The organism is Ruegeria sp. C5, from assembly GCF_056537605.1.
Map to the genome: position 1 here is coordinate 187,495 of NZ_JBQFRX010000005.1, position 25,583 is coordinate 213,077.

Consider the following 25,583-nt stretch of genomic DNA (forward strand, 5'->3'; position numbering starts at 1 on the left):
CGTTCACTGGATTTTTACAGGAATCGCGTCAGACTAATGAGTGTTAAGGGGGGAAGTTTATTATGAGTACCTATGTTTCCAAGGAAATTCGCGCCGAATTGGATGCGGCCCGAATCGCTACCCTCAAGAAATCCAGCCGTTTGCGGGTGGAGGTTGGCGACAATAGCTTCAAAATTTTGACATTGTGGAAGGATGGTTTCACCGTCGAGGCCGAAACCACGCCGCGCCTGCGTGGGCTCGTCGATATCTATGACGGTGCCAACCACATGTATCAGTGCCTGATAATCGCAGACGAAGAAGCGGTGGGTGAAATGCGCTATGAGTTCAAGCGTAACACTGTGGCGACGGACAAGGCTCCACTGGATTTCTACCGCGCCCCGGATGCACCGATCGCATTGCTTGAAAACCGCGACTGACGCGCGCACCGTTTGATCTTTGGCACCGACGCGCCACCGGCGCTCGGGCGGTAATGGGGCCTCAAGATTCTCAGGGATCAGGCCGGACGGTTTAGTCGGAGGCCGTCAGGGTCAGGTGCACAGGAGCCAAACCATCGATGCCGCCTTCAATTCGGTCTCCGGCGACCACAGGCCCGACCCCGGCGGGTGTGCCGGTCAGGATCAGATCGCCGGGGCGCAAATGGTAGAAACCCGATAGATGGGAGATCAGTTCATCGATCTTCCAGACCAGCTCTGACAATGTGGCGTCTTGTACGACCCGCTCATTGACGCTCAGATAGATGCGCTTGTCATCAGATGGGCTCCAGTCATCGGCGCGGGTCAGCGGAGCGAAGACCGCGCCGTTTTCCACATCCTTGCCCAGATCCCAGGGGCGCTGTTTGTTGCGCTCGCGGATCTGCAGGTCGCGGCGCGTCATGTCCAGCGCACAGCCATAGCCAAAAATCGCGTTGCGGGCCTCAGTGGCTGTGGCCTGAAAAACCGGCTTGCCGATGGCAACGGCCAGTTCCATTTCATGATGATAATCCTCGGTCCCTGCCGGATACGGCACATGCGCTCTGGTCAAAACCGCGTTGGGCGCGGATTTGGTGAAGTAAAACGGCGCCTGACGATCCACCTCATGCCCCATCTCGGCAGCGTGGGCCGCATAGTTGCGGCCCACGCAGAAAATCCGCCCGATCGGATAGGTCGCCTGTTCCCCCTGCACCGGGATGCTCGGGATGTCCGGAAGCGTAAAAAGGTGGTTGGGCATGACGTGCCTCCGTTTATTTTTGAACGGGGTTCATTGCAAATCGCCAAAGGCTGCTTTCAATCGCGCACAGGCTTCTTCAACCCGCTCGCGTTGGGTGGCCAGATTGAAGCGCTCGAAGGTTTCTCCACCGGTGCCGAAACCGGGGCCAGAGGATGTCGCGATCCGCGCATCTTCGCGTAGGCGGCGGACAAACTCATCGTGGCTCATACCCGTGCCCGAAAAATCGACCCATGCCAGATAGGTCGCCTGAAGCGGCATCGACCACAGGCCCGGTATCTCGGCTATGGTAGCATCAAACAGCTTCCGGTTCGCGTCCAGGTGGGCAATTTGTTCATCGACCCATTTTGCACCTTCCGGCGAATAGGCGGCAGTGATCATCGCCACACCCAACGCACTGGGGTCATAGTCCAGCGTGGTGATCCGGTGCCGCATCTCGGCCCGCAGCTTGGCGTCGGGAATGATCATGTTGCCGGTACGCTGACCGGCGATGTTGAATGTTTTCGACGCCGCGGTCAGTGTCACCGTCCACGGGCGCGCGTCGGGGGCGGCCGTATCCATCGGTACGAAGGTATTGCCCGGATAAACCAGATCATGGTGAATCTCGTCCGACACAAGGATCAGCCCGTTGCGCTCCGCAAACGCCGCTACAGCGCGCAGTTCATCCGGCGTCCAGACCCGACCTGACGGGTTTTGCGGCGAGCACCACAGCAGCAGCTTTTCTGATCCGTCCAACCGCGACTGCGCATCGTCCAGATCAAGCCCATAGCTGTCGCCATCGCGCACCAGCGGGCATTCCACCACGCGGCGGCCGGATTTGTTCACCTTATGGGCAAACTCATGGTAGACGGGCGTGAAGATCACGACGCCATCTCCCGGTTCACTCCAAACATCCAGACACAGGGCAATCGCATTGCCCAACCCTTGTGAGGTCAGAATCCAATCGGTGTCGATCTCCCAGTTGTGGCGTGTCTTCATCCACCACTGGATTGCATTCAGATAATCCGGGTGCATCCATGAATATCCAAACGCGCCATGATCGGCCGCTTCCCGCACCGCCTCGATCACGCAAGGGGCCGTGGCATAGTCGGAATCAGCCGTCCACATGGCCAGCCCATCCTCGGGGGCGACACCGTAAAGCTGCTCCATCTTGTCCCATTTTGAAGAGTTGGTGCCCCGGCGGTCGATCAGGTCGTTGAAAGTCATGTCATCTCCATCTGTCGAGGCGAAAGCTAACCACAAATCCATAAGGTGCAAGGGGGCCGTTGCGGAGGCGGGCGCGATGGCCTAAATCAGCCCCATGAAACGCAATATCCTGATCCACCCCGATCCCCGCCTGAAAAAGGTCTGCGCGCCGGTGGCCGACATCACCGACGATCTGCGCAAACTGGCCGATGACATGCTGGAGACGATGTATGACGCGCCCGGCATTGGCCTTGCTGCGCCGCAGATCGGTGTGCTCGACCGGCTGATCGTGGTGGACTGCGTCAAAGAAGAAGGCGAGGCCCCACGCCCACTGGTGATGTTCAACCCCGAGGTCATCGCGTCCTCGGACGAGACCAACGTATACGAAGAAGGCTGCCTGTCGATCCCTGAGCAATATGCCGAAGTCACGCGCCCGAAGACGGTTGATGTCACCTGGCTGGACCGTGACGGTAATCTGCAGCAGGAAACCTTTGATGATCTCTGGGCGACTTGTGTGCAGCATGAGATCGACCATCTGAACGGTAAGCTCTTCATCGACTATCTCAAACCGCTCAAGCGTCAGATGATCACGCGCAAAATGCAGAAGCTCAAGCGCGAAAAGGCCCGTACATGACGGTGCGGACCTGCCTGCCGTGGCCCGACAAGCGCCTGCGCACCAAGGCCGAGGATGTCACGGAAATCACCGACGACATCCGCACCATCTGGGACGATATGATCGATACGATGGAGGCGATGCCGGGTGTTGGCCTCGCTGCGCCGCAGATCGGAGTGATGCTGCGGCTGGCTGTCGTGGATGGCTCGACCCAGCGAGGCAAAGCTGTGCGACTGGCCAACCCCGAGATTCTGCACAGCTCGGTTGAGCTGCGTGGACATGACGAGGCCAGCCCGAACTTGCCCGGCGTGTCCGCCAAGGTGAAGCGACCGCGCGCAGTGACCGTGAAATTTCTCAACGAACAGGGCCAGATCGACCGCCGTGATTTTGTCGGCATCGAGGCCACCAGCGTGCAGCATCAGATCGACCACCTGAACGGGCGGATGTATTTCGACCGGCTCAGCAAGGTCAAACGCGACATGCTGCTGCGCAAAGCACAGAAGAAGGGGTGAAACCCCATCCTACGGAGGGACGGATGCGTATCATCTTCATGGGAACGCCAGATTTCTCGGTGCCGGTGCTGGATGCGCTGGTCCGTGACGGGCACGAAATCGCCGCCGTCTATTGCCAACCGCCACGCCCCGCCGGTCGCGGTAAAAAAGACCGTCCAACCTCGGTGCACGCGCGTGCCTTGGCGCTGGGCTTAGACGTTCGCCATCCGACCTCGCTGAAATCACCCGAAGAACAGGCCAGCTTTGCAGCGCTGAATGCCGATATCGCGGTGGTCGTCGCCTATGGCCTGATCCTGCCACAACCTATTCTGGACGCGCCAACCCATGGCTGCCTGAACATTCACGCCAGCCTGTTGCCGCGCTGGCGTGGGGCCGCGCCAATACACCGCGCGATCATGGCAGGCGATGTGCAAACCGGTGTTTGTATCATGCAGATGGAGGCCGGGTTGGATACGGGCCCCGTTCTGCTGCGCGAGGCCACCGAGATCGGGATTGAGGAAACCACGGCGCAACTCCATGACCGCCTATCGGGCATGGGTGCGGCGCTGATCGTTGAGGCGCTGAACACGCTGCCGAGCCTGACCCCCGAACCGCAGCCCGAGGTCGGCGTAACCTACGCCGCCAAGATCGACAAATCCGAGGCGCGGATCGACTGGTCGGCCCTCGCGTCCGAAGTCGACAGAAAAATCCGCGGTCTCTCCCCGTTCCCCGGCGCATGGACCGAGGTCGAGGGCAATCGGATCAAACTGCTGGCTTCGCGGCTGGCCGAAGGACGGGGCACTCCGGGCGAGGTGCTGGACGACCACCTGCGCGTGGCTTGCGGCGAAGGCGCAGTTGAGTTGCTGCGCTTGCAACGGGCAGGCAAGGGCGCGCAGGATAGGGAAACTTTTCTGCGGGGATGGCCCATGTCGGCCGGGACCCGCCTGTCATCGGAGTAGGCGTACATGATCATGATCATGATGGGCACGGTCGTGATTGCCGGGATCGTAGGCTATCTGTCTGAACAGACTGGCTTTACCCATAACGGCTATCTGCAGTCGATCATCATCTGCGTGGGTGGTGCTTTCCTGTTCTATTTCGTGCGCATCATGTTCGGCATCAGCTTTGGCCCGCCGGGGTTGGACGCGGTGCTGTCCTCGATCGGTGCGCTGATCATCGTTCCCACGCATTGGAGGAAATGATATGCCGATCATCGCCCTGATCATCGTCGGAGCCGCTGCAGGTTTCCTCGCCACCCGCCTAATGCGGATCGAGGCCGATATTCCAACCACCATGCTGATCGGCATTGTCGGCGCTTTGGTGGGCGGTTTGGTCCTACGCACGCTCATCACCGTGATGGGATGGCTCTCAGGGTTTATCGGCGCCGTTCTGGGCGCGCTTTTGGTGATATGGATTTGGCAGACATATATCCGCCGCTGATCGCTTGACCCGACCGTGATCTGCGACCAATGTCCCGTCAATTCTTTGTTGAAAGGCCTCTCATGTCGCATGATCTGACCGCCGGAGACGTCGCCCTGATGGGTGTGCCGTTGGACCTGCATTCCTCATTCCTGCAAGGCCCCGCCTTTGCCCCGGGTCGCATCCGCGAGGCGTTGCATTCCGGCGCGGCCAACCTGACCGCCGAGGATGGCACTGATCTGGGCGCAACCGACCGTTTCAAGGATACCGGCGATCTGGATGTGTTCGAGATGATGGGGCAGGAACCCATCGACCGGATCGAGGCAGGGGCCGCCGCCCGGATTGAAACCGGCGCACGGCTGCTGTCATTGGGCGGTGATCACTCGGTCGCCTATCCGCTGATCAAGGCCCACGCGGACCGGTATGAGGGGCTGAATGTCTTGCATATCGACAGCCACCCCGACCTCTATGACAGTCAGAAGATCGGCCCGCTGGGCCATGGCTGCCCGTTTGCCCGCGTGATGGAAACCGGCAAGATCAACCGTCTGGTGCAGGTCGGGATCCGCACCATGAACAAGCACCAACAGGAACAGGCCGACAAGTTCGGGGTCGAGGTAATCGACATGCGCAACTGGAGCCCCGATCTTGAGATCAGCTTTGATGGCCCGGTTTATCTATCACTGGACCTTGACGCGCTGGACCCCGCCTTTGCCCCCGGGGTGTCGCATCACGAACCCGGTGGCCTCAGCACGCGTGAGGTGATCGAGCTGATCCACCGGTTTAAGGGCCAGTTGATTGGCGCGGATATTGTCGAGCTGAACCCGCATCGCGACCCCTATGGCATGACCGCCATGGTGGCGGCGAAATTCGTCAAGGAAATCGGCGCGCGACTGCTGACGCGCTAACGTTCGTCGCAGATTGCGGCAGTGCCAAGGCGAGGGGCGGACCGTGTAGTCATGTCGAACCGGTTCGCCTCGGACGCCGTCATCCAGTGCATCTCTTCCTCGGATGCTGCATCCAGCGTGAACCAGTAGAAGTCGGGATCGACGCCGATATCTTCGAAATAGTTCAAATACCGGTCATGCTCGGGGTGATCTTCGGGTAGCTCCGCAGCGACATAGCCGCCGCCGCCCCAGCTGTGGACCCCCACGCAGGCGCCGGGTTCCAGCACGCGCCGGTTACCCGCTAGAAACAAATCAGTGCCGCCCGAGGCCACCAGCCCGTTTGATGGAACCACCGTGTCGAACCCTTCCTCACGCACTACGCGACTGAAGACCACATTCGAGTCATCATCGACCGAACCTTCGATATTTTGCAGCACCAGCGTCTTAATCTCGGGGTTCTCGTCCATCACTTCTTCAAACGCGCTGAGCGTTGTATGGTCGATCGTTCCGGACGCGACGATCTGATTGCCCACTGCTGTGAAGCTGACCGGGGCGTATTGCCCTGCGCATGCCGTTAGCAGCAGTGCCGTGGCCAGAAACGAAAGTCTGTAGGTCATCGCGATCTCTTGTCCGTTTCTACCCTATTGCCGAGGCGGTCGGGCCTTGTAAACCGGCAACTGCCAACCGAACAGCAGAGATCCGGCGCGCAACGCCCAGCAAATCAATGCACATAAGCCCAAAGCCAGCAGGCCCTCCAGCCCGAGGCGAGTGGCAAACACAGCGGTCAAGGCCCCGATAAAGGCGCAGGATACATAAAGCTCACCCTGTTTCAGTACCAGCGGCACCTCGTTGCACACCACGTCACGCATCAAGCCGCCCAAACAGCCCGTGGTCACCCCCATCAGCACTACGATGATGCCGGATTGATCCAGTGACAACGCTGCACCAGTGCCAGCAGCGACCGCGATGGACAGGGCGAAACTGTCCAACCAGACCAGCCAATTATACCGGCTTTCGACCAGATGAGCGGTAAAAAATACCAGCACCGCAGCGCCGCAAGCGATCAGGATATAAGCGGGCTGACCGACCCAGAAGATCGGATGTCGGTCCAGCAGCAAGTCGCGTACGGTACCACCGCCCACTGCCGTCAGACAGGCGATGAAGGCAAACCCGACCAGATCAAGCTGCGCTCGGCTGGCCACCAGCGCACCGGTCAGCGCAAAGACCAAAACCGAGGCGTAATCCAGCAGGGCAAGCCCGCTCACGCCTGCGCCTTCTTAGGTTTGAATGGGGCCATGCCGGCGCGCGCCAGTTCGTCGGCCTTTTCATTCTCCGGGTGGCCCGCATGGCCCTTGACCCATTCCCAGGTCACCTGATGCCGCTCTTGCGCCTCATCCAGCCGCTGCCACAAATCGACATTTTTGACCGGCTTCTTGTTCGACGTCTTCCAGCCGTTCCGCTTCCACCCGAAAATCCATCCCGTAACGCCGTTCTTCACATAAGCGCTGTCGGTGACGATAGTCAGTTTCGAGGGCCGCTCCAGCGTCTCCAAAGCACTGATTGCAGCCAGCAGTTCCATCCGGTTGTTGGTTGTCTCGGCTTCGCCTCCGCTCAGCTCGCGTTCTTTCAGGATGGTCTCGCCATCCATCGCGCGCAGCAGTACGCCCCAGCCGCCGGGGCCGGGATTTCCGGAACAGGCACCATCGGTATAGGCAAAGAGATCAGGCATGAGCGAATACCAGAATGAACCCGTCGTAAGACCCGGCCAAACCTTTCCCCATTCCCTGCACGGTACGATCAATGGTGAAACCTGCCGAGGTCAGGGCGTCCTTGATCTGGGTCTCTGAATAATAGGTATAGTAACGGTCCAAATCATCGCGATGCTCGCCTGTGCCCAGCTTCATTCCCAGAAACAGCTGCCCGCCCGGCTTCAGTGCGGTGTGGATCGCGTTCAGATGACGCGGGAAATCGGCGCGCGGGGCGTGCAGCAGGCAGAAACTGGCATAGACGCCGTCATACTCTGCCACCTCTGTGACGTCATCGAAGGTGCCAAGGTGGGCGTCAACACCGTTGCTCCGCGCATGTTCAACAAAGGCAGGGGTTGCATCCAGCGCCCGTACCTTCAGCCCTTGCCGCATCAAAAACGCGCTGTCTGATCCGGGACCCGAGCCCAGATCCAGCACATATCCACCCTCGCGGACCGCATCTACAAAAGCCTGACGCGCCTCTAGCTGCTCGGCGGGCAGGGGGATCCTTAGGTAATCCGCAACGCGATCCGTGTAGGCCTTGATGGTCCGTTCATCACTCACAGGTAAACTCCCACAGCAAGACAGGTCAGCACGACAGCGGTTAGCAGGACGCGCAGCCGCATCCACCAGACCGGGGTCAACCGCCAATATGAGAACATGGCGTCCAGCAAAAGCAAGCCCGCAAACCCATACATCAGGTTGGTGCCCGCATTCACCGGACCGCCGCCGGTCGTGAAAAATGCCCAAAGTGCAGGCAACACCGACAAAGTGTAACAGGCCGCAGCTTTGCTGCCTGAGGTTTTGGTGGCGAAGCCCCACAGCACGCCCGACATGAAACTCAGGATTACCGAGCCATAGAATAGCTGAATATACGGCCCCACGAAGCGCGACCCCAGCGTCTGCCGACCCCAATCGTTCAAATCACCGTTCAGATAAGTCAGCGCGCCCCAGACAAACGGGATCAGCCCAGTCAAACCAAGGAATAACGGCGCGCGGGGGATGCCGCTCATGCTGGTTCCCGCAATACGCGGGGAACTTTGAACTCGACATTCTCGACAGCGGTTTCGACCAGCTCGACGGTGACATCGTAGTGGTCGCGGAATGCATCGATCACCTCGTTCACCAGCACCTCGGGCGCGGATGCCCCGGCGCTAACCGCAATGCTGGAAATTCCTTCCAGCGCACGCCAGTCGATCTCGGTCGCGCGCTGCACCAGCTGCGCATAACTGCATCCGGCGCGCGAGGCGACCTCGACCAGACGACGTGAATTCGATGAGTTCGGCGCACCCACCACCAGCAAGGCATCGGCTTTCGGAGCGACGGCTTTCACCGCTTCCTGCCGGTTGGTGGTGGCATAACAAATGTCTTCCTTGTGCGGCCCGACGATGGCGGGGAAGCGGGCCTCAAGCGCGGCAATAATGTCCTTGGTGTCATCCACCGATAGGGTTGTCTGGGTGACAAAGGCCAGCTTTTCGGGGTTACGCACAGCGACCTGCGCCACATCTTCGACCGTTTCAACCAGCAGCACCTCGCCCTCGGGCAGTTGCCCCATGGTGCCGATGGTTTCGGGGTGGCCCTTGTGACCAATCATGATCATCTGCAGCCCGGCATCCGCGTGGCGCTGCGCTTCGACATGCACCTTGGATACAAGCGGGCAGGTGGCGTCGACATATATCATCTCGCGCTGGGCTGCTGTGGCGGGTACCGATTTGGGTACACCGTGGGCCGAGAAGATCACGGGGCGATCATCAGGGCATTCGTCCAGCTCCTCGACAAACACGGCACCCTTGGCGCGCAGACCGTCGACGACGAATTTGTTGTGAACGATCTCATGGCGCACATAGACAGGCGCCCCCCATTTTTGAAGGGCCATTTCCACAATCTTGATGGCACGGTCCACACCGGCGCAGAACCCGCGCGGGGCGGCCAGATATAATGTCAGCGGCGGCTTTGTCATTCGGCGATCTCCTGGACCGAACACCTAGGTCTTTTCATTGCCATGGTCCAGACAGCACTGCGTCATTTCACTGACATGAATCGCTGTTAGCACAAGGGTGTTTTCAGCACCTATACCTTTAAAGTCGCGCGGCCAGGGCTTCTGGCCCTGGCCGCGCATATTCTTGCCAACCCCCATTGGTGAGTGGTGGGGTTTGGTGGGGTCAGTGCCCGCCTGCAGCTGCGACGCTGCGGGGTTCAGTCGGCATCTCGCGCGGAGGGCGGCCGATCACGTCGCGCAGATCCTCCAACTCGATGAAGTTATCGGCCTGGCGGCGCAGTTCGTCCGAGATCATCGGCGGCTGGCTACGGATGGTCGAAACAACGGAAACACGTACGCCCTGCCGTTGCAGGCTTGCGATCAGCGGGCGGAAATCCCCATCGCCCGAAAACAGTACGATATGATCAACGCGTGGTGCCAGTTCCATGGCATCGACGGTAAGCTCGATATCCATGTTTCCCTTGACCTTCCGACGCCCCATGCTGTCGGTGTATTCCTTGGCCGGTTTGGTGACCATGGTGAAGCCATTATAGTGCAGCCAGTCCACCAGAGGCCGGATCGGGGAATACTCGTCATTTTCCAGTAGCGCTGTGTAGTAGAAAGCTCTAAGCAGTTTGCCTCTGCGCATAAATTCCTGACGCAGCAACTTGTAGTCGATGTCAAACCCCAGTGCTTTGGCGGCTGCATAAAGATTCGAGCCGTCGATGAACAGCGCTAGCCGTTCGTCCTTGTAAAACATAAAATGGTCCTTCCGGTATAAGCCACCGCACCGTGAGCTCCGTGAGTGATAAAGTAATAGGTCAGTGCAATGGTGTCCTTAAAATAGGTGTTTTAGGCTTTATCGCAAGTATTCTCTGGTCCGAATATGGGGTCTGAAGTGGACAAAACCTTGTCAAAAGCGGTCATTGCCCTAGGGGCAAATCTCAGTCTGAGAGGTTGTGGGCCCAAGGTGACACTTGAGCGGTCGCTGATCGCGATGGCCGAGGCGGGCTTGGTGATTCGCAAGACAAGCCGGTTTTTTGCCACCCCATGCTTTCCGGCAGGGGCAGGGCCGGACTATGTCAACGCAGCGGTTTTGATCGAATCGGACCTCACGCCACAGGGTGTTCTGGACCTGCTGCACCGCATCGAACATGATTTTGAGCGCGCCCGTGAACAGCGTTGGGGCATGCGCACTCTGGACCTCGATCTGGTCTTTTGGGATGAACTTGTGCTGCCGGATGACGCCGAATACCAGCGCTGGCTGACCCTTCCCCCCGAAGATCAGACCAAATCTGCGCCGGAACACCTAATCCTGCCCCATCCGCGCTTGCAGGACCGCGCTTTTGTGCTTGTTCCCATGATGGATGTCGCCCCCGATTGGCGCCATCCCGTTCTGGACCGGACAGTGACGCAGATGGTTGCAGCCTTGCCGCCCGATGAGGTGGCAGAGGTCAAGCCTCTGTGATCCTCGCATTTGCGGCATTTCTTGCTTGTCAAGGCGGGGATTCGCGCTTAGATAAACCCCTTCCTGCCACGGATTCATTTACGGAGAGCGCCCCATGGCCCGCGTTACGGTCGAAGATTGTGTAGACAAGGTCCCGAACCGGTTCGAACTGGTGATGCTTGCAGCCCACCGGGCGCGCGAGATTTCTGCTGGTGGCCCGATCACCGTTGACCGCGATAACGACAAGAACCCTGTCGTCTCGCTACGCGAAATCGCCGACGAAACCCAAAGCGCTGATGAGCTGCGCGAGCGTCTGATCGAAGCCAACCAGACCCAGATCGAGGTTGATGAGCCCGAAGAAGATCAGATGGCCCTGCTGATGGGTGCGGAATCTGACAAGCCTGCGGATGACGACATGTCGGAAGAAAAGCTCCTGCGCGCTCTGATGGAGGCCCAGGGCCAGGGGTAACCCAAGCGACAAAGGTGCGGACCGGATGATTTCAGAAGAAGACCTGATTGCGCTGGTCCGCAATTACAATCCCAAGACAAATGCCGACCGCATCGAAAGGGCCTATGAATTTGGCCAACAGATGCATGAAGGCCAGTTCCGCCATTCCGGCGAGCCCTATTTCTCTCATCCCGTTGCCGTTGCCGCCATCCTGACCGAACAGCGTCTGGATGATGCGACCATTATAACGGCCCTGTTGCACGACACGATCGAAGACACCAAAGCCAGTTATGGCAAGGTTACCGAACTGTTCGGGGATGAGGTCGCCAAGTTGGTCGATGGCGTCACCAAGCTGACCAACCTGCAGCTGTCCAGCCGTGAGACCAAACAGGCCGAGAATTTCCGCAAGCTGTTCATGGCCATGTCCAAGGACCTTCGGGTTATTCTGGTCAAGCTCGCCGACCGCCTGCACAACATGCGCACGATCAAGGCGATGCGCCCTGAAAAGCAGGTGCAAAAAGCGCGTGAGACAATGGATATTTACGCGCCGCTTGCGGGCCGGATGGGGATGCAATGGATGCGCGAGGAACTCGAAGACCTTGCCTTCCGCGTCCTGAACCCCGAAGGCCGCCAGTCGATCATCCGCCGCTTTATCACTCTGCAACGCGAAACCGGCGACGTGATCCATCGCATTACCGGCGACATGCGGCACGAATTGGAAAAGGCGGGCATTGAAGCCGAAGTCTTTGGTCGCGCCAAGAAACCCTATTCGATCTGGCGCAAGATGCAGGAAAAGGATCAGGGTTTCTCACGTTTGTCCGACATCTACGGGTTCCGCATCATCACCCAGACCGAGGAAGACTGTTACCGCACACTCGGTGCCATCCACCAGCGCTGGCGCGCGGTGCCAGGGCGATTCAAGGACTATATCAGCCAACCGAAATCGAACGGTTATCGCTCGATCCACACAACAGTTTCGGGGCGCGACGGCAAACGGGTCGAGGTCCAGATCCGCACCCGTCAGATGCACGATGTGGCCGAAACCGGTGTTGCAGCGCACTGGTCCTATCGCGACGGTGTGCGGTCCGAAAACCCCTTTGCGGTCGACCCGGCAAAGTGGATCGCAAACCTGACCGAGCAATTCGACAGTGAGGATGATCATGAGGATTTCCTCGAAGCTGTGAAGCTCGAGATGTATTCGGACCAGGTGTTCTGCTTCACCCCCAAGGGCGATGTGGTGAAACTGCCGCGTGGGGCGACGCCGATTGATTTTGCTTACGCAATCCACACCCGCATTGGTCATGCCTGCGTGGGGGCCAAGGTTGATGGCATTCGTGTGCCGCTCTGGACCCGGCTCAAGAACGGTCAATCGGTTGACATCATCACCGCCGATGGCCAGAGCCCGCAGGTCACTTGGCTTGAGATCGCGGTTACCGGCAAAGCCCGCACCTCGATCCGCCGCGCCTTGCGCGAGGTCGACCGGGAACGCTTCATCAAGCTGGGTAAGGAACTGGCCCGCGCCGGGTTCGAAAACCTGGGCCGCAAAGCCACCGACAAGGCGCTGGAAACCGCTGCCAAACACCTGCGTTTAAAAGATCGGGACGAGTTGCTGGCCCGTCTGGGCAGTGCCGAGTTGACCGCCCATGAGGTGGTCGAAGCGGTATATCCCGAACTCACCAAGGATGATGGCGACGCGATCTCGCCCCGTCGCGCTGTGATCGGGCTTGAACCGGGCCAGAAATTCGATCGTGCCCCCTGTTGCCAGCCACTGCCGGGCGAGCGCATCGTCGGAATTACATATCGCGGCAAGGGTGTTGTCGTGCACGCCATCGACTGCGATCGCCTGACCGAGTTTGAAAATGAACCCGAGCGTTGGGTTGATCTGCACTGGCATTCGGGCACCCACCCCGCCGTCTATGGCGCGACGCTGGATTTGACCATCGGCAATGATGCCGGGGTGCTGGGGCGTATTTGCACATTGATCGGCGAGAAAAAGGCCAATATCTCGAACCTCGAATTTGTCGACCGCAAACCGGATTTTTATCGGCTGATGATCAATGTCGAACTTCGCGATCTTGAACAGCTGCATTCGCTGATGCTGATGCTCGAGGCTGAAAGCGACGTTGCTGCGGTCGAACGGTACCGGGAAAGTGCGAAACCCGCCGTTGCGGCTGGCTGAGAAGGGGTGATCACGAGTGGTTTTCAAGCGCCGAGATCGCCGCTCGCCTGTCCAAGTCGCGTCAGAGTTCGTCTATCCGCGCGGCGGATGGACCCGTGCCTTTCACTATGTCAAACATCGGGTTCGGCGCCTGCCTGACAGCCCGGAACGCATCGCGCGTGGCATCGGGGCAGGGGTGTTTGCCTCGTTCACGCCTTTCTATGGCTTGCATTTCCTGGTCGCCGCCGTGCTGGCGCGGCTGCTGAACGGCAACATTCTTGCCGCGCTCAGCGGCACGTTCTTTGGCAATCCCCTGACCTATGTGCCGATCGCGGTCATAAGCCTGCAAACCGGGCATTTCCTGCTGGGGACCAAGTTCCGCAAAGACGATACCGATGGGTTGATGGGGAAATTTGCGGATGCGATGGGCGATCTCAAGGACAATTGCATCGCCATGTTCACCCATCGCGAGGCGGACTGGCACGGGCTTAGCCGGTTCTATGACGATGTGTTCTTTCCTTATATGATCGGCGGGGTCATTCCAGGCATCGTGGCCGGAGTGATCTGCGCCTATCTTAGCCTGCCGCTTATCCGTACTTATCAGCAACGCCGCCGCGCCAGAATCAAAGCGAAGTTTGAACAAATCAAACGCCTTGCTCAGGCAGAGGCTGACGTTCCCCCGACAAAACCACTAGGCTCGACCTCAGGGACAATGAAGGATTCGAAAGATGTCTGACAACCGTTTGCGTCTGGGCGTGAATATCGACCACGTAGCCACCGTGCGGAATGCGCGCGGCGGGGCCTATCCCGACCCACTACGCGCCGCCCGGATCGCGGAAGAGGCCGGGGCCGACGGCATCACAGCACATCTGCGCGAAGATCGCCGCCACATCTCGGACGCCGATATCGACGGGTTGATGGAGATCCTGTCGGTGCCGCTGAACTTCGAGATGGCCGCAACCGACGAGATGCAGAAAATCGCCCTGCGCCACAAGCCGCACGCCGTCTGCATCGTTCCCGAAAAGCGCGAGGAACGCACAACCGAAGGGGGGTTAGAAGTCGCGCGCGAGGAAAATAAGCTGGCCCATTTCATTGCGCCCTTGCGCGATGTGGGCTGCCGCGTGTCGATCTTCATCGCCGCCGACCAGCGCCAGATCGACGCCGCCCACCGCATTGGGGCTGAGGTGATCGAACTGCACACCGGTGCCTATTGCGATTTCCACGCCGAAGGCAAACTGGACGACGCCGCGCGCGAACTGGAAGCCCTGCGCGAGATGTCCGCCTATGCCCATTCGCTGGGTCTTGAAGTTCATGCGGGTCACGGGCTGACTTACGACACCGTGCAACCGGTGGCGGCCTTCCCTGAAGTGCGAGAGCTGAATATCGGCCACTTCCTGATCGGCGAGGCCATCTTTCGCGGCCTCACCCCTGCGGTTCACGAAATGCGCCGCCTGATGGACGAGGCGCGGGCATGATCACACCCGGCTTTGTGGCGATCTGGTTTGCATGGCTCATGGCCGGAGGCTCTCCGGGCCCTGCCACCATGGGCATCGCCGGAACCGCCATGAACGAAGGCCGCACCGCCGGTCTGGCCTTTGCGCTGGGCATCTGCGCCGGGTCCGCCGCGTGGGGCATCGCCGCCGCACTGGGGCTGTCGGCGATCATGCTGGCCAATGTCTGGGTGTTCGAGGTGATCCGCTATATCGGCGTCGCTTATCTGGGCTGGCTGGCGCTCAAGGCGCTACGTCGCGCGCTGACTTCGGATGAAGTGGCGCTGGGCAATCCGGTCACCGGCTCATTGGGAACGATATTTGCCAAAGGTGCGGCGATCCACCTGACCAACCCCAAGGCGATCCTCAGCTGGGGCTCGATCTACGCCATAGTTGCGCCAAATGACGCCAGCCTTGCTATGCTGCTGGGTTATTTCGCCATGCTTTATGCGGGTTCACTGCTGATCTTCATCGGCTACGCCTTCTTGTTTTCGTCTGCGCGCATGGTCAACGCCTATCGCCGCGCCCGCCGCTGGTTTGATTTTGCCTTCGCGGGTTTCTTTGGCGTGGCCAGCTACAAGATCCTCACGGTGCGCCTGTCATGACCTCTGAGGTGCAAGGATGATCCGACATTGCGTGATGCTGCGACTCGAGCCCGATCACGACACCGCAGAGCTTTCCGCTGTGATGGATGGGCTGGGCGCGGTCGCAGACCGTTTGTCGGGCTGCGGTGGCTTCATCCACGGCCCCAACCGCGACTTTGAGGCAAAATCCCCAAGCTATCCCTACGGCTTCACACTGGATTTCGCGGCTCAGGCCGACCTACAGCGCTATGCCAGTGACGAAACCCACCAGCAACTTGGCGCGCGGCTTGTCGCGCTGTGCGTGGATGGGGCCGAGGGCGTCTTGGTGTTCGATCTGGAAACGCCCGACGCGGCTGACCAATAGCTGACCAATAGGAGACGAGGGAATGTCATGAAAGCAATCACCTATCGCGGATTTGGTGCGGCGGCGGATGTCCTTGAGTTGGTCGATCTGCCCACGCCCAACCCCGGCCCAGGCGACGTTCTTGTCCGGGTCCATGCCAGCGGCATCAACCCCTCCGACGTCAAGCTGCGCGGCGGCGCGCGCCCTGGCGCTGTGATGCAATACCCGATGGTTGTTCCCCACTCGGACGGGGCCGGAGTGATTGAGGCCGTAGGCGAAGGGGTCGATCCCGCGCGCGTCGGCGAACGTGTCTGGATCTGGAACGGCCAATGGCAACGCGCTTTTGGCACTGGGGCCGAATACATCGCACTACCTTCCGAACAGGCCGTATTCCTTCCAGATACGACCGGCTTCGCCGAGGGCGCGTGTTTTGGTATCCCCGCCTTGACTGCATGGTACGCGCTCTATCGTGACGGACCGATCACCGACCAGACCGTGCTTGTGACCGGCGGTGCGGGAACGGTCGGGCGCTACGCCTGCCAGATGGCCGCACTGGGCGGCGCACGCGTTATCACAACGGTCAGTTCAGATGAAAAAGCCGCCCATTCCGGCGCGTCCGAATGGATCAACTACCGCACGCAAGACGTGGCCGAGGCGGCGATGGACATGACCAACGGCGCAGGCATAGACCGCATTGTCGAGGTTGATTTCGCCGCCAACCAACCCGCTTCCCTTTCTATGATCCGCCCCGGTGGCACCATCGCCAGCTATGCCTCGGCTTCGCAAATGAAGCCCGAACTGGATTTCTATGGCTTCATGTTCAAGAACATCCGCCTGCATATGCTGATCGTCTACCAACTCGACGCCGCCGCCCGCCGTCGTGGCGAGGCGCAGTTGGGCCAGTGGCTGGAACAAGGCGCACTGTCCCACGCCGTCGTCCCTGGCGGAGGGCTGATGGATGCGGCAAATGCACACGCAATGGTCGAGGCGGGGCAAAAGCTCGGGACCGTTGTGTTGGAGGTCTGACATGATCCTCGGCATCGGCACCGACCTCGCAAATATTGATCGCATTCAGGGCACGCTCGACCGGTTCGGCGACCGCTTCCGTAACCGTGTCTTCACTGAAACCGAACAGCGCAAGGCTGAGCGTCGCGCCGATACTGCGGGCACCTACGCCAAACGCTGGGCCGCGAAAGAGGCGTGCTCGAAGGCGTTAGGCACCGGCCTGCGGATGGGGATCGCGTGGAAAGACATGGCGGTGACCAACCTGCGCACCGGCCAGCCCGTCATGCATGTCACCGGTTGGGCCGCCGAGCGTCTGAAAGAAATGACTCCCGAAGGCCACGAGGCGATCATCCACGTCACCCTGACCGATGATCACCCCTGGGCGCAGGCCTTTGTGGTGATCGAGGCCCGTCCGCTGCAAGAAGCACCCGCGCAGCCTTGACTTGCCTCCACCCGACACGCATGTAGCACCCCAACCACGCATAGACTGGAGAGAGCAGTATGGCCGAGGAAGCCAAATCCGGAAACGCCGTCTGGGAGACGATCAAAACTATCGTCTACGCCCTGCTGATCGCGGGCGTTTTCCGCACGCTTTTCTTTCAGCCGTTCTGGATTCCCTCAGGCTCCATGAAGCAGACGCTGCTGATCGGTGATTTCCTCTTCGTCAATAAGATGGCCTATGGCTATTCCTACGCGTCCTGCCCTAGCCTGATCATCCCCAGCGTCGGCCTGAACATCGATGCCGAGGATGTGTGCGGTTGGATGCAGGGTGATGACAACTCCCGTCTGCTGGGTGGCGATCCCGAGCGCGGCGATGTCATCGTCTTCCGCCATCCGGTGACAGGGCGCGACTATATCAAGCGACTGATCGGTCTGCCGGGTGATCGTATCCAGATTCGTGAAGGTCAAATCATCCTCAACGACACTCCTGTGCCGCAGCAACCCGACGGTGTGTTCACCGAAGTTGCTGAACCGCAGGGCCCACAAGGCCTGCGCCCGCGCTGTTCCAACGGTCCCGTCGGGATCGGCGGTGTTTGCGAAAAGAACCGCCTGATCGAGACCCTGCCAAATGGCGTGTCCTACGACGTGCTGAACATCGGCAATCAGGGATCGGACAATACCGGGGTCTATACTGTACCCGAGGGCCACTATTTCTTCATGGGCGACAACCGCGACAACTCGGCCGACAGCCGCTTGCCGCAATCCGCCGGTGGCGTGGGCTATGTTCCTTACGAAAACCTGATCGGTCGCGCCGACCGGATCATGTTCTCCTCCGCAGGTCGCTCGATGCTGTTCTTCTGGACATGGCGCGGTGATCGTTTCTTCAAGGCGGTCAATTGAAGCTATCGGCTGAGATAAAGGCGTTCCAGCAGCGCTTGGGGTATGAGTTTTCCGACCCTGAACTGCTGGTGCGTGCGCTGACCCACGGCTCAGTGTCCTCTGCCACGCGCCCCGACAATCAGCGTCTTGAATTTCTGGGCGACCGCGTCCTGGGTCTCGTCATGGCCACTGCTTTGCTTGAGGCCGACAAGAAAGCTTCCGAAGGCCAACTGGCCCCCCGTTTCAACGCGCTGGTGCGCAAGGAAGCCTGCGCCGATGTGGCCCGCCAGATTGATCTGGGTGCGGTGCTGAAACTGGGCCGGTCCGAGATGCTGTCCGGAGGTCGTCGCAAGCAGGCCTTGCTGGGCGACGCGATGGAGGCGGTCATCGCGGCCATCTACCGCGACGCAGGGTTCGAGGCTGCCCGAGACGTGATCCTCGCCCTCTGGGGCGATCGCATCCACAAGGTCGAGGCCGACGCCCGCGACGCCAAAACCTCGCTTCAGGAATGGGCGCAGGCCCGCGGTCAGAAACCCCCTGCATATGTCGAGGTCAAACGCACCGGCCCCGACCACGCTCCGATCTTCACCATCGCCGCGCGCCTGCAGGACGGGACCGAGGCGCAGGCTACCGCCGGCTCCAAGCGACAAGCCGAACAAGCCGCGGCAAAGGCGTTGTTGGGACAGTTGTCTTGATCCGTTTTGCGGCCAGATCATGAAGATCAGACCCGCCCAGAAATCCGATGCCGCCAGCCTCGCCGCCTTGTCGATTGAGGCCTGGATCGGAACATATCTAAAGCGTGGTGTGAACGCCTTCCTTGCCGAGTTCGCACTGTCCGAGTTCACGACCGCCCGGTTCGAAGCCATATTGGAGGACGGCCAAGACCTCTTGATGGTTTCCGAAAACGAAGACGGGATCGACGGCTATATTCGGCTTGCGGAAAGTCGCGCCGCACCCGTGGACGGGCTTTCTGACCTAGAAATCGTGACGTTCTATGTCCAGCACCGCCATCAAGGTAAAGGCATCGGCTCAGCGCTGCTCGACATCGCGATTGACTACATGCGTGAAAAAGGGCGCCCGTCGATTTGGCTGACAACCAATTCCGAGAACACGCCCGCAATCGACTTCTATCTAGCCAAAGGGTTCCGGCAGGTCGGAGTCACAGATTTTCGGATCGGGGACCAAGCCCATCCGAACCAAGTTCTGGCGTTGAACACTACAACCTGATCGCGCGATCAAGCCCGGCCAATGCCGGCACCGGTCGACCGGGCAGCGTCGCCCTATGGGCCGCAGACTGGCCTTCGCTCACTGATATCCGCAATGCGACAAATCCCTCTGGCCCGTCCGCGCATTCTGCTATAGGGGTGCGCACTTGCAAACAGGATCGCAGGACACATGAGCACACGCGCCGGATTTATCGCCCTGATCGGAGAGCCCAACGCAGGCAAATCCACCCTTCTGAACCGCATGGTCGGAGCCAAAGTCTCGATCGTGACGCACAAAGTGCAAACCACCCGTGCTCGTATCCGTGGCGTGGCGATGGAGGGCGATGCGCAACTGGTCTTTGTCGACACGCCGGGCCTCTTCAAACCGCGCCGCCGTCTGGACCGTGCCATGGTAGCCGCCGCTTGGGGCGGGGCTGCAGATGCGGATGTGGTCGTGCTGATGATCGAGGCGCATCGCGGTATCACCGAAGGTGTCGAACGCATCCTCGAAGGCCTGGAAGAGATCGGACAGGGCCGCACCATCGCACTTGCGATCAACAAGATCGACAAGGTGCCCTCGGAAAAGCTGCTGGCGCTGACCAGTGACCTGAATGCGCGTTATCCCTTTGCCGAGACCTTCATGATCTCGGCCGAAAAAGGCCACGGTGTCGACGACCTGCGCAAATGGCTCGCCTCGGAACTGCCCGAAGGCCCGTGGCTCTATCCAGAAGACCAGATTGCGGATCTGCCTCTGCGCATGATCGCGGCTGAGATGACGCGCGAGAAACTGACCCTGCGCCTGCATCAGGAACTGCCCTACCAGCTGACCGTCGAGACCGAGAACTGGGAAGAGCGCAAGGACGGCTCGGCCAAGATCGATCAGGTCATCTATGTTATGCGTGATGGCCACAAAGGGATTGTGCTGGGCAAACGTGGTGAGACCATAAAGGCCGTCAGTCAGGCGGCGCGTGCCGAGCTGGAAGAGTTTTTGGACCGCAAGATCCACCTGTTCTTGCAGGTGAAAGTCCGGCCCAACTGGCTGGAGGAATCCGAGCGCTACTCGGAAATGGGTCTGGATTTCAAAGACGGCAACGCATGACCCGGGCCAAGAATTTTCGTCGAAAATTCTCAACCCCTACGGAAAGGTCAGAACCATGACCCGGTTGACGGCTGAATTCTGGGTGCATGCCTATCTGGCGCGGCTGCGGTTTCAGGAAATACCGGCTTTTGTTGTGGCGCATGGGGATGACACCGCAGGGGCGGTGCTTATCAAACTCAACACACTCAACGGGCGGGCCGCAGCCTTTCAGCGCAGTTTTGATCTGATGAGCGGCGAGCGCAAATGGGTGGAGCTCTCATCCGGCGAAGAGGCAGACGTAGATGCCGCCATCACCCGCCAACGCAGTTTTGACCCCGACCTTTGGGTGATCGAGGTGGAAGACCGCCGAGGCAGGCACCTGCTGGGTGAAGAAGGTCTGGATTAACCCGCGCCAAATGATCTTGGACGTACGGCGCAAAGCGACTATTTTGCTTTGCAACCGGCTGAATGAAACGGCCCAATCTTCCGGAGGCCGCAGGAACAGGAGGGGGTTGAGTGGCTGAAACGCTTGCCCAGAAACTGGAAAACTCAAATCTCGGTCACTGGATGCAGCGGTTCGAGGGGTTCATGGTCTTCATCGGCGTCGTTGGCCCCTTCGCCACGCTTCCACAACTGATCAAGCTTTATTTCACCCACTCCGAACACGCGACCGGACAGTCGCTGCTGTCCTGGTCTCTGTATGCTGGGCTGTCGTTTTTGTGGTTCGCCTATGGGCTGGTGGTGGGCAAGTTGCCCATCTATGTGGGCAACGGTATCTCAATGGTGCTGAACCTGCTGATGGTTATCGGCATTCTGATTCACGCAGGTATGACGTTCTAGGGCGCGCGATCAGCCTGCATCGCTAAAATAGACAAAGCTCATCTTGTTGCCATCAGGATCGCGCGCATAAGCGCCATAGAAGTTCGGGCCATATTGAGGTCGATCTCCGGGATCACCTTCATTTGTTCCGCCATTGGCAAGAGCCTCGGCATGCACCTCGCGAACTTCCGCTTCACTTTCGCAAAGCAAGCCAACCATGTTACCGTTTCCAACCGTCGCGGCCTCTTTGTCAAAGGGCGTCGCGACCCACATGGACCCACCGCCCCGCAGCTCGTAACAAACAGCGTGGGGCATATATTCAGCAATAACCTTGCCGCCGATTTTGGGTACAACCGCATCGTAAAAGCTTCGCGCTTTGACGACATCATTTGAACCGATCATGACATAGTTAAGTGACATTTCTTAAATTCCTCCGTGTAGAACATAAAGTGAACACTATTGCGTGAACAGATGTCACGCAACGTGTTTTTGGTGTTCCACAGGGTCAACCTAACGCGTTTCTACCTTGAACCTGCAACGGCCATAAGATTTCCTGCGTATATATCTGGTGACCTAACGAGGCCAAACTTGGACTGGCGTGATCACGGCATTCTTCTGACCTCTCGCCGTCATGGTGAGACAGCGGCGATTATCGAGGTCTTTACCGAAGCCCATGGTCGTCACGCCGGCATTGTGCGCGGTGGCACCAGCCGCAAGATCGCCCCGATCCTGCAACCCGGCGCGCAGCTGGACGTGCTCTGGCGGGCGCGGCTCGAAGAACATCTTGGCACCTTTCAGGTCGAACCCCTGCGTTCGCGCGCTGCAGCGGCGTTTTCAGGGCGGCTGGCGCTGGCCGGATTAAATGCGGTGGTGGCGCTGCTGTCCTTTTGCCTGCCCGAACGCGAGCCTCATCCGGCGATCTATCAGCAAACAGAACAGTTGATGGACCTGCTGGGGCAGGATGACGTCTGGCCACTGGCCTATCTGCGCTGGGAACTGGCGCTGCTGGAAGAGCTGGGCTTTGGCTTGGATCTTTCGGCCTGCGCAGTGACAGGGGCGACCGAGGGGTTGGTCTATGTCTCTCCGAAAACCGGTCGCGCGGTCAGTGCGGCGGGGGCAGGGGACTGGGCCGATAAGCTGCTGCCTTTGCCCCCCTGCCTGCGCGGCGAAGGCGCGGCTCCGGATACCGAGATTGCTGAAGCCTTACGCACAACCGGGTATTTTCTGGAAAACCATCTGGCTCCGTCGCTGGGTCATACGCCGTTGCCGGACGCACGCGCGCGATTTGTGGCGCAGTTTACTCGGCGGCTTTGAACACCATTTCGTGCCCGTCCTCATTGCGCAGGATCAGCACATCGCCGGACACCTCGGACTGGGTCATCGCCATCAGTGCGGCGAAATAAAACCCCTCGGCTTCAAGCCCGGCGCAAGCCGCGCGGGTGGCGACAAGATCGGTGATCTCAAACCACGGGTAGGGTGCATACAGTGTACCTGAATAAGTGTTGCACGGGGCATTGCCCTCAATCCGACCCTCTTCGGGGAATCGCAAAAGGGCGCTGGCCTCAAAAGGCTGCCCGTCGATCTCTTGCAAAGCCCATGTCTGATCCGCTGCGCCATAGGCGGCGACAGTCTCATCCTTGTCGCATTGGAACAGGGTCAAAAGGGGCAGGAACAAGGCCAGACGTAACATCGCAATATCCTGTCAGTAGGGGTTCACACCGCTGATTAACTCTTCGCGCACTTCAAGGCGGGGGCGCCAGTTGTATTTGGTGTCCTCGCGCACCTGATCCCAGTAAAGCACCCCGCTGTTGCGCCACGGGTCAAGGATGATGCCTTCATACATTGAATCTCCCTTAGCGCTGATCAGAGCCGAATGGTGGATGATCCGGAACGCAGTTGGAGGCGACGTGGCCCAGTGCAGGTCCAGCGTGCGAAAGTTCTCTTGCTTCAAACGCGTGGTCATGGCCTGCGCCCAATCATTGCACAGACCTTTTTCGCGAAATCCGTTGATGACCTTTGCGTTGTGGATGATGGCTGGATCGGTGACGTTCCAGTCCTGTTTCAGTTGATTGGAATAGGCATAAGATATCTCGGCTGCACGCCGCGCCTCGGCAGGGTCAACCTTGGGGTCAAGCTGCTGGATCGCTTGTGCCAACTGGTCCACATCATCGGGCCCGGTGTTTGGTGCCATGGCGCATCCGGCAAGGGCCATGCAGGTGGCCAAAACTGCGATGATGATCTTCACGCTCGATTCTCCTCTGGCCAGCTTGGGCGCTGGGTTTGGTTGACGCCCTTTACCCGATTTCTGCGCTCGATCCGAGGGGGAAGTTTCGCCCATTAAGCCCTGAAACCGAGTTGTACAACTCGGAAGAAATAGGCCTGAAGGTCCGTACAACACGGAAGAAAAAGAAAACCCGGCGCAAGGCCGGGTTCAGTTGGGGAAACCGCGTCGCTTCGGGCGTCAGCCCAGCAATCGACGCGCGATGACTTGCGCCTGTATTTCTGCGGCGCCTTCAAAGATATTTAGGATGCGCGCGTCACAAAGCACGCGGCTAATTTTGTATTCCAGAGCGAAGCCGTTGCCGCCATGAATCTGCAGCCCGTTATCCGCCGCAGCCCAAGCAACTCGAGCGCCCAGCAGCTTGGCCATCCCGGCCTCAAGGTCGCAACGTTGACCGTGATCTTTTTCCCAAGCAGAATAATAAGTTAGCTGTCGCGCGATCATGATCTCGACCGCCATCATCGCCAGCTTGCCCGAGACGCGAGGGAAATTGATCAGAGATTTGCCGAACTGCTTGCGGTCTTGTGCATATTGCATGGCAATGTCCAAAGCACTCTGCGCTACGCCGATGGCGCGGGCAGCCGTTTGGATGCGGGCAGACTCGAAGGTTTCCATTAACTGCTTGAAACCTTTACCTTCTTCGCCGCCCAGCAGGTTTTCGCCCTTCACTTCGAAGCCGTCAAATCCCAGCTCGTATTCCTTCATGCCACGATAACCCAACACCTCAATCTCACCACCAGTCATGCCGGGCGTGGGGAAGGGGTTCTCGTCGGTTCCAGGTGTCTTCTCAGCCAGGAACATGGACAGCCCACGGTGATCGGTACTGTCGGGATTAGTCCGCGCCAACAAGGTCATCACATGGGTGCGCGCCGCGTGTGTGATCCATGTTTTATTTCCTGTTATTTTATAGTTACCATCTTCACTCTTGACGGCCCGCGTACGCAGGCTGCCCAAATCCGATCCGGTATTGGGTTCAGTGAAAACAGCGGTTGGCAGGATCTCGGCGCTGGCCAGTTTTGGCAGCCAGTTGGCCTTTTGTTCATCCGTACCGCCCGCGATGATCAGTTCTGCGGCGATTTCGGACCGTGTGCCCAGAGAACCCACGCCGATGTACCCGCGCGAAAGCTCTTCCGAGACCACACACATTGAGGCTTTGGATAGGCCGAACCCGCCGAATTCTTCGGGGATGGTCAGACCGAACACGCCCATCTCGGCCAGTTCCTCGATAATCTCGATTGGGATCAGTTCGTCCTTCAGGTGCCATTCATGGGCATTAGGCTCAACCTTTTCAACGGCATAGCGGCGAAACTGGTCTCGGATCATCTCCAGTTCTTCGTCCAGACCAGACGCACCAAACATGGTGGCACCGGACTGGTCCTGCATCAACTCAACCAGACGCGTGCGCGCGGCCTGAGAGTTGGCTTGCGCCATTAGTGTCTGCACTTCGCTGCATTGGAATCCCGACAGAGCATCCCAGCCAAGGCCAAGATCCTGCAAACGTACAACCTCGCCCTGGTTCATCGGAATACCACCGGCGATCTGATGCAAGTATTCCCCAAAGGCGATCTGATGCAACAGCTGCTCCATCTCGCCGAATTTTCCCTCGGCCTGAAGCGCCTCGGCCCAGCGCTGCATCTGCTGCAGCGACTGGTGGTATGTGGCCAGCCAAGCCAGCCCATGTGCGGCTGTCTGATTGGCCTCGATCAGTGCGCCCGATATGCGACCTTCGCTTGTCACCTGCGCGCGAACCGATTCGACCGCCTTATCGAATACCGCTTGAACGCCGGGCAGGGCTGCTGCGCTGAGTGATAGAAGATCGGGCAAAACCGCTGGCTGCGTCATGTTCGTCACATCCTGTCCGTCATGGGCCATGAATCACGTCCTCTG

General features: G+C 59.4%; 36 protein-coding genes. 23 read left to right on the top strand and 13 right to left on the bottom strand.

Annotated elements, in window-relative coordinates; all coding sequences use genetic code 11:
* Window positions 1-62: 62 nt before the first annotated feature.
* Window positions 63-416, top strand: coding sequence for a hypothetical protein (locus ACR0AW_RS16860; protein WP_170392635.1), 354 nt, complete (start codon window positions 63-65; stop codon window positions 414-416).
* A gap of 91 nt (window positions 417-507) precedes the next feature.
* Here ACR0AW_RS16860 and ACR0AW_RS16865 read toward each other — a convergent pair whose 3' ends face one another.
* Window positions 508-1,206, bottom strand: a complete 699-nt coding sequence (locus ACR0AW_RS16865; RefSeq protein ID WP_170733734.1) for a fumarylacetoacetate hydrolase family protein — start codon at window positions 1,204-1,206, stop codon at window positions 508-510.
* A 30-nt stretch (window positions 1,207-1,236) separates the two neighbouring features.
* Entirely contained in the window at window positions 1,237-2,409 is a 1,173-nt protein-coding gene (locus tag ACR0AW_RS16870; protein WP_170508492.1) for a MalY/PatB family protein, read from the bottom strand.
* A gap of 94 nt (window positions 2,410-2,503) precedes the next feature.
* Here ACR0AW_RS16870 and def (ACR0AW_RS16875) point away from each other — a divergent pair, with 94 nt between their 5' ends.
* The 6 genes from def (ACR0AW_RS16875) to speB all read left to right on the top strand — a co-directional run bounded on the left by def (ACR0AW_RS16875) (window position 2,504) and on the right by speB (window position 5,816).
* Window positions 2,504-3,022, top strand: a complete 519-nt coding sequence (def, locus tag ACR0AW_RS16875; RefSeq protein ID WP_170392632.1) for a peptide deformylase — start codon at window positions 2,504-2,506, stop codon at window positions 3,020-3,022.
* Window positions 3,019-3,513 (top strand): peptide deformylase, encoded by a 495-nt coding sequence (gene def, locus ACR0AW_RS16880; RefSeq protein WP_170733735.1) that lies wholly within the window; start codon window positions 3,019-3,021, stop codon window positions 3,511-3,513. Before def (ACR0AW_RS16875) ends, def (ACR0AW_RS16880) begins: the two co-directional genes overlap by 4 nt.
* Before the next feature lie 23 nt (window positions 3,514-3,536).
* The gene (fmt, locus tag ACR0AW_RS16885; protein WP_170733736.1) at window positions 3,537-4,451 is read left to right on the top strand and encodes a methionyl-tRNA formyltransferase; all 915 of its coding nucleotides are present in this window, start codon (window positions 3,537-3,539) and stop codon (window positions 4,449-4,451) included.
* 6 nt (window positions 4,452-4,457) lie between these two features.
* The gene (locus ACR0AW_RS16890; RefSeq protein WP_170392629.1) at window positions 4,458-4,694 is read left to right on the top strand and encodes a hypothetical protein; all 237 of its coding nucleotides are present in this window, start codon (window positions 4,458-4,460) and stop codon (window positions 4,692-4,694) included.
* Window position 4,695: 1 nt separating this feature from the next.
* Window positions 4,696-4,932, top strand: coding sequence for a GlsB/YeaQ/YmgE family stress response membrane protein (locus ACR0AW_RS16895; protein ID WP_170392628.1), 237 nt, complete (start codon window positions 4,696-4,698; stop codon window positions 4,930-4,932).
* A 62-nt stretch (window positions 4,933-4,994) separates the two neighbouring features.
* Window positions 4,995-5,816 (top strand): agmatinase, encoded by an 822-nt coding sequence (speB, locus tag ACR0AW_RS16900; RefSeq protein ID WP_480439348.1) that lies wholly within the window; start codon window positions 4,995-4,997, stop codon window positions 5,814-5,816.
* On the opposite strand, the gene ACR0AW_RS16905 is transcribed toward speB, so the two are convergent.
* The 7 genes from ACR0AW_RS16905 to ACR0AW_RS16935 all read right to left on the bottom strand — a co-directional run bounded on the left by ACR0AW_RS16905 (window position 5,813) and on the right by ACR0AW_RS16935 (window position 10,278).
* Window positions 5,813-6,412 (bottom strand): Clp protease/crotonase-like domain-containing protein, encoded by a 600-nt coding sequence (locus tag ACR0AW_RS16905; protein ID WP_170733737.1) that lies wholly within the window; start codon window positions 6,410-6,412, stop codon window positions 5,813-5,815. The two genes, speB and ACR0AW_RS16905, sit on opposite strands and share 4 nt — an antisense overlap.
* A gap of 24 nt (window positions 6,413-6,436) precedes the next feature.
* Complete coding sequence (locus ACR0AW_RS16910; protein ID WP_170392625.1) at window positions 6,437-7,060, bottom strand: trimeric intracellular cation channel family protein; 624 nt, start codon at window positions 7,058-7,060, stop codon at window positions 6,437-6,439.
* Entirely contained in the window at window positions 7,057-7,524 is a 468-nt protein-coding gene (rnhA, locus tag ACR0AW_RS16915; protein ID WP_170733738.1) for a ribonuclease HI, read from the bottom strand. The genes ACR0AW_RS16910 and rnhA overlap by 4 nt, the downstream gene beginning before the upstream one ends.
* Complete coding sequence (locus ACR0AW_RS16920; RefSeq protein WP_170508484.1) at window positions 7,517-8,104, bottom strand: class I SAM-dependent methyltransferase; 588 nt, start codon at window positions 8,102-8,104, stop codon at window positions 7,517-7,519. The genes rnhA and ACR0AW_RS16920 overlap by 8 nt, the downstream gene beginning before the upstream one ends.
* On the bottom strand, window positions 8,101-8,553 hold the full coding sequence (locus ACR0AW_RS16925) for a DUF3429 domain-containing protein (protein WP_170402319.1): 453 nt from the start codon (window positions 8,551-8,553) through the stop codon (window positions 8,101-8,103). The genes ACR0AW_RS16920 and ACR0AW_RS16925 overlap by 4 nt, the downstream gene beginning before the upstream one ends.
* Window positions 8,550-9,500, bottom strand: coding sequence for a 4-hydroxy-3-methylbut-2-enyl diphosphate reductase (gene ispH, locus ACR0AW_RS16930; protein ID WP_170402316.1), 951 nt, complete (start codon window positions 9,498-9,500; stop codon window positions 8,550-8,552). Before ispH ends, ACR0AW_RS16925 begins: the two co-directional genes overlap by 4 nt.
* 202 nt (window positions 9,501-9,702) lie before the next feature.
* A complete protein-coding gene (locus ACR0AW_RS16935; protein ID WP_039541714.1) occupies window positions 9,703-10,278 on the bottom strand; it encodes a LabA-like NYN domain-containing protein in 576 nt (191 codons plus the stop codon).
* A gap of 126 nt (window positions 10,279-10,404) precedes the next feature.
* Here ACR0AW_RS16935 and folK point away from each other — a divergent pair, with 126 nt between their 5' ends.
* The 15 genes from folK (at window position 10,405) to ACR0AW_RS17010 (ending at window position 21,436) form a co-directional block, all read left to right on the top strand.
* A complete protein-coding gene (folK, locus tag ACR0AW_RS16940) occupies window positions 10,405-10,986 on the top strand; it encodes a 2-amino-4-hydroxy-6-hydroxymethyldihydropteridine diphosphokinase (protein WP_170597420.1) in 582 nt (193 codons plus the stop codon).
* A gap of 94 nt (window positions 10,987-11,080) precedes the next feature.
* Window positions 11,081-11,434: a DNA-directed RNA polymerase subunit omega gene (gene rpoZ / locus ACR0AW_RS16945; protein WP_010437681.1), complete on the top strand. Its 354-nt coding sequence runs from the start codon at window positions 11,081-11,083 to the stop codon at window positions 11,432-11,434.
* A 25-nt stretch (window positions 11,435-11,459) separates the two neighbouring features.
* Entirely contained in the window at window positions 11,460-13,592 is a 2,133-nt protein-coding gene (locus ACR0AW_RS16950; protein WP_170392619.1) for a RelA/SpoT family protein, read from the top strand.
* A 16-nt stretch (window positions 13,593-13,608) separates the two neighbouring features.
* Window positions 13,609-14,307, top strand: a complete 699-nt coding sequence (locus ACR0AW_RS16955; RefSeq protein ID WP_170392618.1) for a DUF2062 domain-containing protein — start codon at window positions 13,609-13,611, stop codon at window positions 14,305-14,307.
* Window positions 14,300-15,046 (top strand): pyridoxine 5'-phosphate synthase, encoded by a 747-nt coding sequence (locus ACR0AW_RS16960; RefSeq protein WP_170392617.1) that lies wholly within the window; start codon window positions 14,300-14,302, stop codon window positions 15,044-15,046. The genes ACR0AW_RS16955 and ACR0AW_RS16960 overlap by 8 nt, the downstream gene beginning before the upstream one ends.
* On the top strand, window positions 15,043-15,666 hold the full coding sequence (locus ACR0AW_RS16965; RefSeq protein WP_170425202.1) for a LysE family translocator: 624 nt from the start codon (window positions 15,043-15,045) through the stop codon (window positions 15,664-15,666). The genes ACR0AW_RS16960 and ACR0AW_RS16965 overlap by 4 nt, the downstream gene beginning before the upstream one ends.
* A gap of 16 nt (window positions 15,667-15,682) precedes the next feature.
* The gene (locus ACR0AW_RS16970; RefSeq protein ID WP_170587919.1) at window positions 15,683-16,009 is read left to right on the top strand and encodes a Dabb family protein; all 327 of its coding nucleotides are present in this window, start codon (window positions 15,683-15,685) and stop codon (window positions 16,007-16,009) included.
* Window positions 16,010-16,036: 27 nt separating this feature from the next.
* Window positions 16,037-17,014 carry an NADPH:quinone reductase gene (locus ACR0AW_RS16975; RefSeq protein ID WP_170733739.1) on the top strand — a complete coding sequence of 326 codons (978 nt, stop codon included), beginning with the start codon at window positions 16,037-16,039 and terminating at the stop codon, window positions 17,012-17,014.
* A gap of 1 nt (window position 17,015) precedes the next feature.
* On the top strand, window positions 17,016-17,435 hold the full coding sequence (gene acpS / locus ACR0AW_RS16980; protein WP_170392613.1) for a holo-ACP synthase: 420 nt from the start codon (window positions 17,016-17,018) through the stop codon (window positions 17,433-17,435).
* 59 nt (window positions 17,436-17,494) lie between these two features.
* A complete protein-coding gene (gene lepB / locus ACR0AW_RS16985) occupies window positions 17,495-18,334 on the top strand; it encodes a signal peptidase I (RefSeq protein ID WP_170392612.1) in 840 nt (279 codons plus the stop codon).
* Complete coding sequence (gene rnc, locus ACR0AW_RS16990; protein ID WP_170733740.1) at window positions 18,331-19,008, top strand: ribonuclease III; 678 nt, start codon at window positions 18,331-18,333, stop codon at window positions 19,006-19,008. Before lepB ends, rnc begins: the two co-directional genes overlap by 4 nt.
* 19 nt (window positions 19,009-19,027) lie before the next feature.
* Window positions 19,028-19,540, top strand: coding sequence for a GNAT family N-acetyltransferase (locus tag ACR0AW_RS16995; RefSeq protein WP_170733741.1), 513 nt, complete (start codon window positions 19,028-19,030; stop codon window positions 19,538-19,540).
* 168 nt (window positions 19,541-19,708) lie between these two features.
* Window positions 19,709-20,617, top strand: coding sequence for a GTPase Era (gene era, locus ACR0AW_RS17000; protein ID WP_170392609.1), 909 nt, complete (start codon window positions 19,709-19,711; stop codon window positions 20,615-20,617).
* A gap of 55 nt (window positions 20,618-20,672) precedes the next feature.
* A complete protein-coding gene (locus ACR0AW_RS17005) occupies window positions 20,673-21,002 on the top strand; it encodes a DUF1491 family protein (protein WP_170733742.1) in 330 nt (109 codons plus the stop codon).
* Between the two features lie 110 nt (window positions 21,003-21,112).
* A complete protein-coding gene (locus ACR0AW_RS17010; protein ID WP_170392607.1) occupies window positions 21,113-21,436 on the top strand; it encodes a SemiSWEET transporter in 324 nt (107 codons plus the stop codon).
* Window positions 21,437-21,445: 9 nt separating this feature from the next.
* Here the strand turns inward: ACR0AW_RS17010 and ACR0AW_RS17015 are convergent, their stop codons facing one another.
* On the bottom strand, window positions 21,446-21,835 hold the full coding sequence (locus ACR0AW_RS17015) for a VOC family protein (RefSeq protein WP_170402289.1): 390 nt from the start codon (window positions 21,833-21,835) through the stop codon (window positions 21,446-21,448).
* 168 nt (window positions 21,836-22,003) lie between these two features.
* Between ACR0AW_RS17015 and recO the strand changes: the two genes are divergently transcribed.
* A complete protein-coding gene (gene recO / locus ACR0AW_RS17020; protein WP_170513454.1) occupies window positions 22,004-22,729 on the top strand; it encodes a DNA repair protein RecO in 726 nt (241 codons plus the stop codon).
* Here recO and ACR0AW_RS17025 read toward each other — a convergent pair.
* The 3 genes from ACR0AW_RS17025 to ACR0AW_RS17035 form a co-directional block, all read right to left on the bottom strand.
* Window positions 22,713-23,105: an META domain-containing protein gene (locus ACR0AW_RS17025; protein WP_170597410.1), complete on the bottom strand. Its 393-nt coding sequence runs from the start codon at window positions 23,103-23,105 to the stop codon at window positions 22,713-22,715. The two genes, recO and ACR0AW_RS17025, sit on opposite strands and share 17 nt — an antisense overlap.
* Window positions 23,106-23,117: 12 nt before the next feature.
* Window positions 23,118-23,660: a hypothetical protein gene (locus ACR0AW_RS17030; RefSeq protein WP_170402284.1), complete on the bottom strand. Its 543-nt coding sequence runs from the start codon at window positions 23,658-23,660 to the stop codon at window positions 23,118-23,120.
* A gap of 216 nt (window positions 23,661-23,876) precedes the next feature.
* A complete protein-coding gene (locus tag ACR0AW_RS17035) occupies window positions 23,877-25,568 on the bottom strand; it encodes an acyl-CoA dehydrogenase family protein (protein ID WP_170733743.1) in 1,692 nt (563 codons plus the stop codon).
* Between the last annotated feature and the right edge of the window lie 15 nt (window positions 25,569-25,583).

Excerpts from the sequence above, each read along its gene's own strand:
- ACR0AW_RS17035 (WP_170733743.1), bottom strand. The coding sequence starts at position 25,568 with ATGGCCCATGACGGACAGGATGTGACGAACATGACGCAGCCAGCGGTT.
- acpS (WP_170392613.1), top strand. The coding sequence starts at position 17,016 with ATGATCCTCGGCATCGGCACCGACCTCGCAAATATTGATCGCATTCAG.
- folK (WP_170597420.1), top strand. The coding sequence starts at position 10,405 with ATGGGGTCTGAAGTGGACAAAACCTTGTCAAAAGCGGTCATTGCCCTA.
- ACR0AW_RS17025 (WP_170597410.1), bottom strand. The coding sequence starts at position 23,105 with ATGTTACGTCTGGCCTTGTTCCTGCCCCTTTTGACCCTGTTCCAATGC.
- speB (WP_480439348.1), top strand. The coding sequence starts at position 4,995 with ATGTCGCATGATCTGACCGCCGGAGACGTCGCCCTGATGGGTGTGCCG.
- fmt (WP_170733736.1), top strand. The coding sequence starts at position 3,537 with ATGCGTATCATCTTCATGGGAACGCCAGATTTCTCGGTGCCGGTGCTG.
- def (WP_170733735.1), top strand. The coding sequence starts at position 3,019 with ATGACGGTGCGGACCTGCCTGCCGTGGCCCGACAAGCGCCTGCGCACC.
- ACR0AW_RS16995 (WP_170733741.1), top strand. The coding sequence starts at position 19,028 with ATGAAGATCAGACCCGCCCAGAAATCCGATGCCGCCAGCCTCGCCGCC.
- rpoZ (WP_010437681.1), top strand. The coding sequence starts at position 11,081 with ATGGCCCGCGTTACGGTCGAAGATTGTGTAGACAAGGTCCCGAACCGG.
- rnhA (WP_170733738.1), bottom strand. The coding sequence starts at position 7,524 with ATGCCTGATCTCTTTGCCTATACCGATGGTGCCTGTTCCGGAAATCCC.
- ACR0AW_RS16905 (WP_170733737.1), bottom strand. The coding sequence starts at position 6,412 with ATGACCTACAGACTTTCGTTTCTGGCCACGGCACTGCTGCTAACGGCA.
- ACR0AW_RS16950 (WP_170392619.1), top strand. The coding sequence starts at position 11,460 with ATGATTTCAGAAGAAGACCTGATTGCGCTGGTCCGCAATTACAATCCC.
- ACR0AW_RS17005 (WP_170733742.1), top strand. The coding sequence starts at position 20,673 with ATGACCCGGTTGACGGCTGAATTCTGGGTGCATGCCTATCTGGCGCGG.
- era (WP_170392609.1), top strand. The coding sequence starts at position 19,709 with ATGAGCACACGCGCCGGATTTATCGCCCTGATCGGAGAGCCCAACGCA.
- ACR0AW_RS16975 (WP_170733739.1), top strand. The coding sequence starts at position 16,037 with ATGAAAGCAATCACCTATCGCGGATTTGGTGCGGCGGCGGATGTCCTT.
- ACR0AW_RS16860 (WP_170392635.1), top strand. The coding sequence starts at position 63 with ATGAGTACCTATGTTTCCAAGGAAATTCGCGCCGAATTGGATGCGGCC.
- ACR0AW_RS16965 (WP_170425202.1), top strand. The coding sequence starts at position 15,043 with ATGATCACACCCGGCTTTGTGGCGATCTGGTTTGCATGGCTCATGGCC.
- ACR0AW_RS17015 (WP_170402289.1), bottom strand. The coding sequence starts at position 21,835 with ATGTCACTTAACTATGTCATGATCGGTTCAAATGATGTCGTCAAAGCG.
- ACR0AW_RS16970 (WP_170587919.1), top strand. The coding sequence starts at position 15,683 with ATGATCCGACATTGCGTGATGCTGCGACTCGAGCCCGATCACGACACC.
- ACR0AW_RS16935 (WP_039541714.1), bottom strand. The coding sequence starts at position 10,278 with ATGTTTTACAAGGACGAACGGCTAGCGCTGTTCATCGACGGCTCGAAT.
- lepB (WP_170392612.1), top strand. The coding sequence starts at position 17,495 with ATGGCCGAGGAAGCCAAATCCGGAAACGCCGTCTGGGAGACGATCAAA.
- ACR0AW_RS16870 (WP_170508492.1), bottom strand. The coding sequence starts at position 2,409 with ATGACTTTCAACGACCTGATCGACCGCCGGGGCACCAACTCTTCAAAA.
- ACR0AW_RS16890 (WP_170392629.1), top strand. The coding sequence starts at position 4,458 with ATGATCATGATCATGATGGGCACGGTCGTGATTGCCGGGATCGTAGGC.
- def (WP_170392632.1), top strand. The coding sequence starts at position 2,504 with ATGAAACGCAATATCCTGATCCACCCCGATCCCCGCCTGAAAAAGGTC.
- ACR0AW_RS16925 (WP_170402319.1), bottom strand. The coding sequence starts at position 8,553 with ATGAGCGGCATCCCCCGCGCGCCGTTATTCCTTGGTTTGACTGGGCTG.
- ACR0AW_RS16960 (WP_170392617.1), top strand. The coding sequence starts at position 14,300 with ATGTCTGACAACCGTTTGCGTCTGGGCGTGAATATCGACCACGTAGCC.
- ispH (WP_170402316.1), bottom strand. The coding sequence starts at position 9,500 with ATGACAAAGCCGCCGCTGACATTATATCTGGCCGCCCCGCGCGGGTTC.
- ACR0AW_RS16865 (WP_170733734.1), bottom strand. The coding sequence starts at position 1,206 with ATGCCCAACCACCTTTTTACGCTTCCGGACATCCCGAGCATCCCGGTG.
- ACR0AW_RS16895 (WP_170392628.1), top strand. The coding sequence starts at position 4,696 with ATGCCGATCATCGCCCTGATCATCGTCGGAGCCGCTGCAGGTTTCCTC.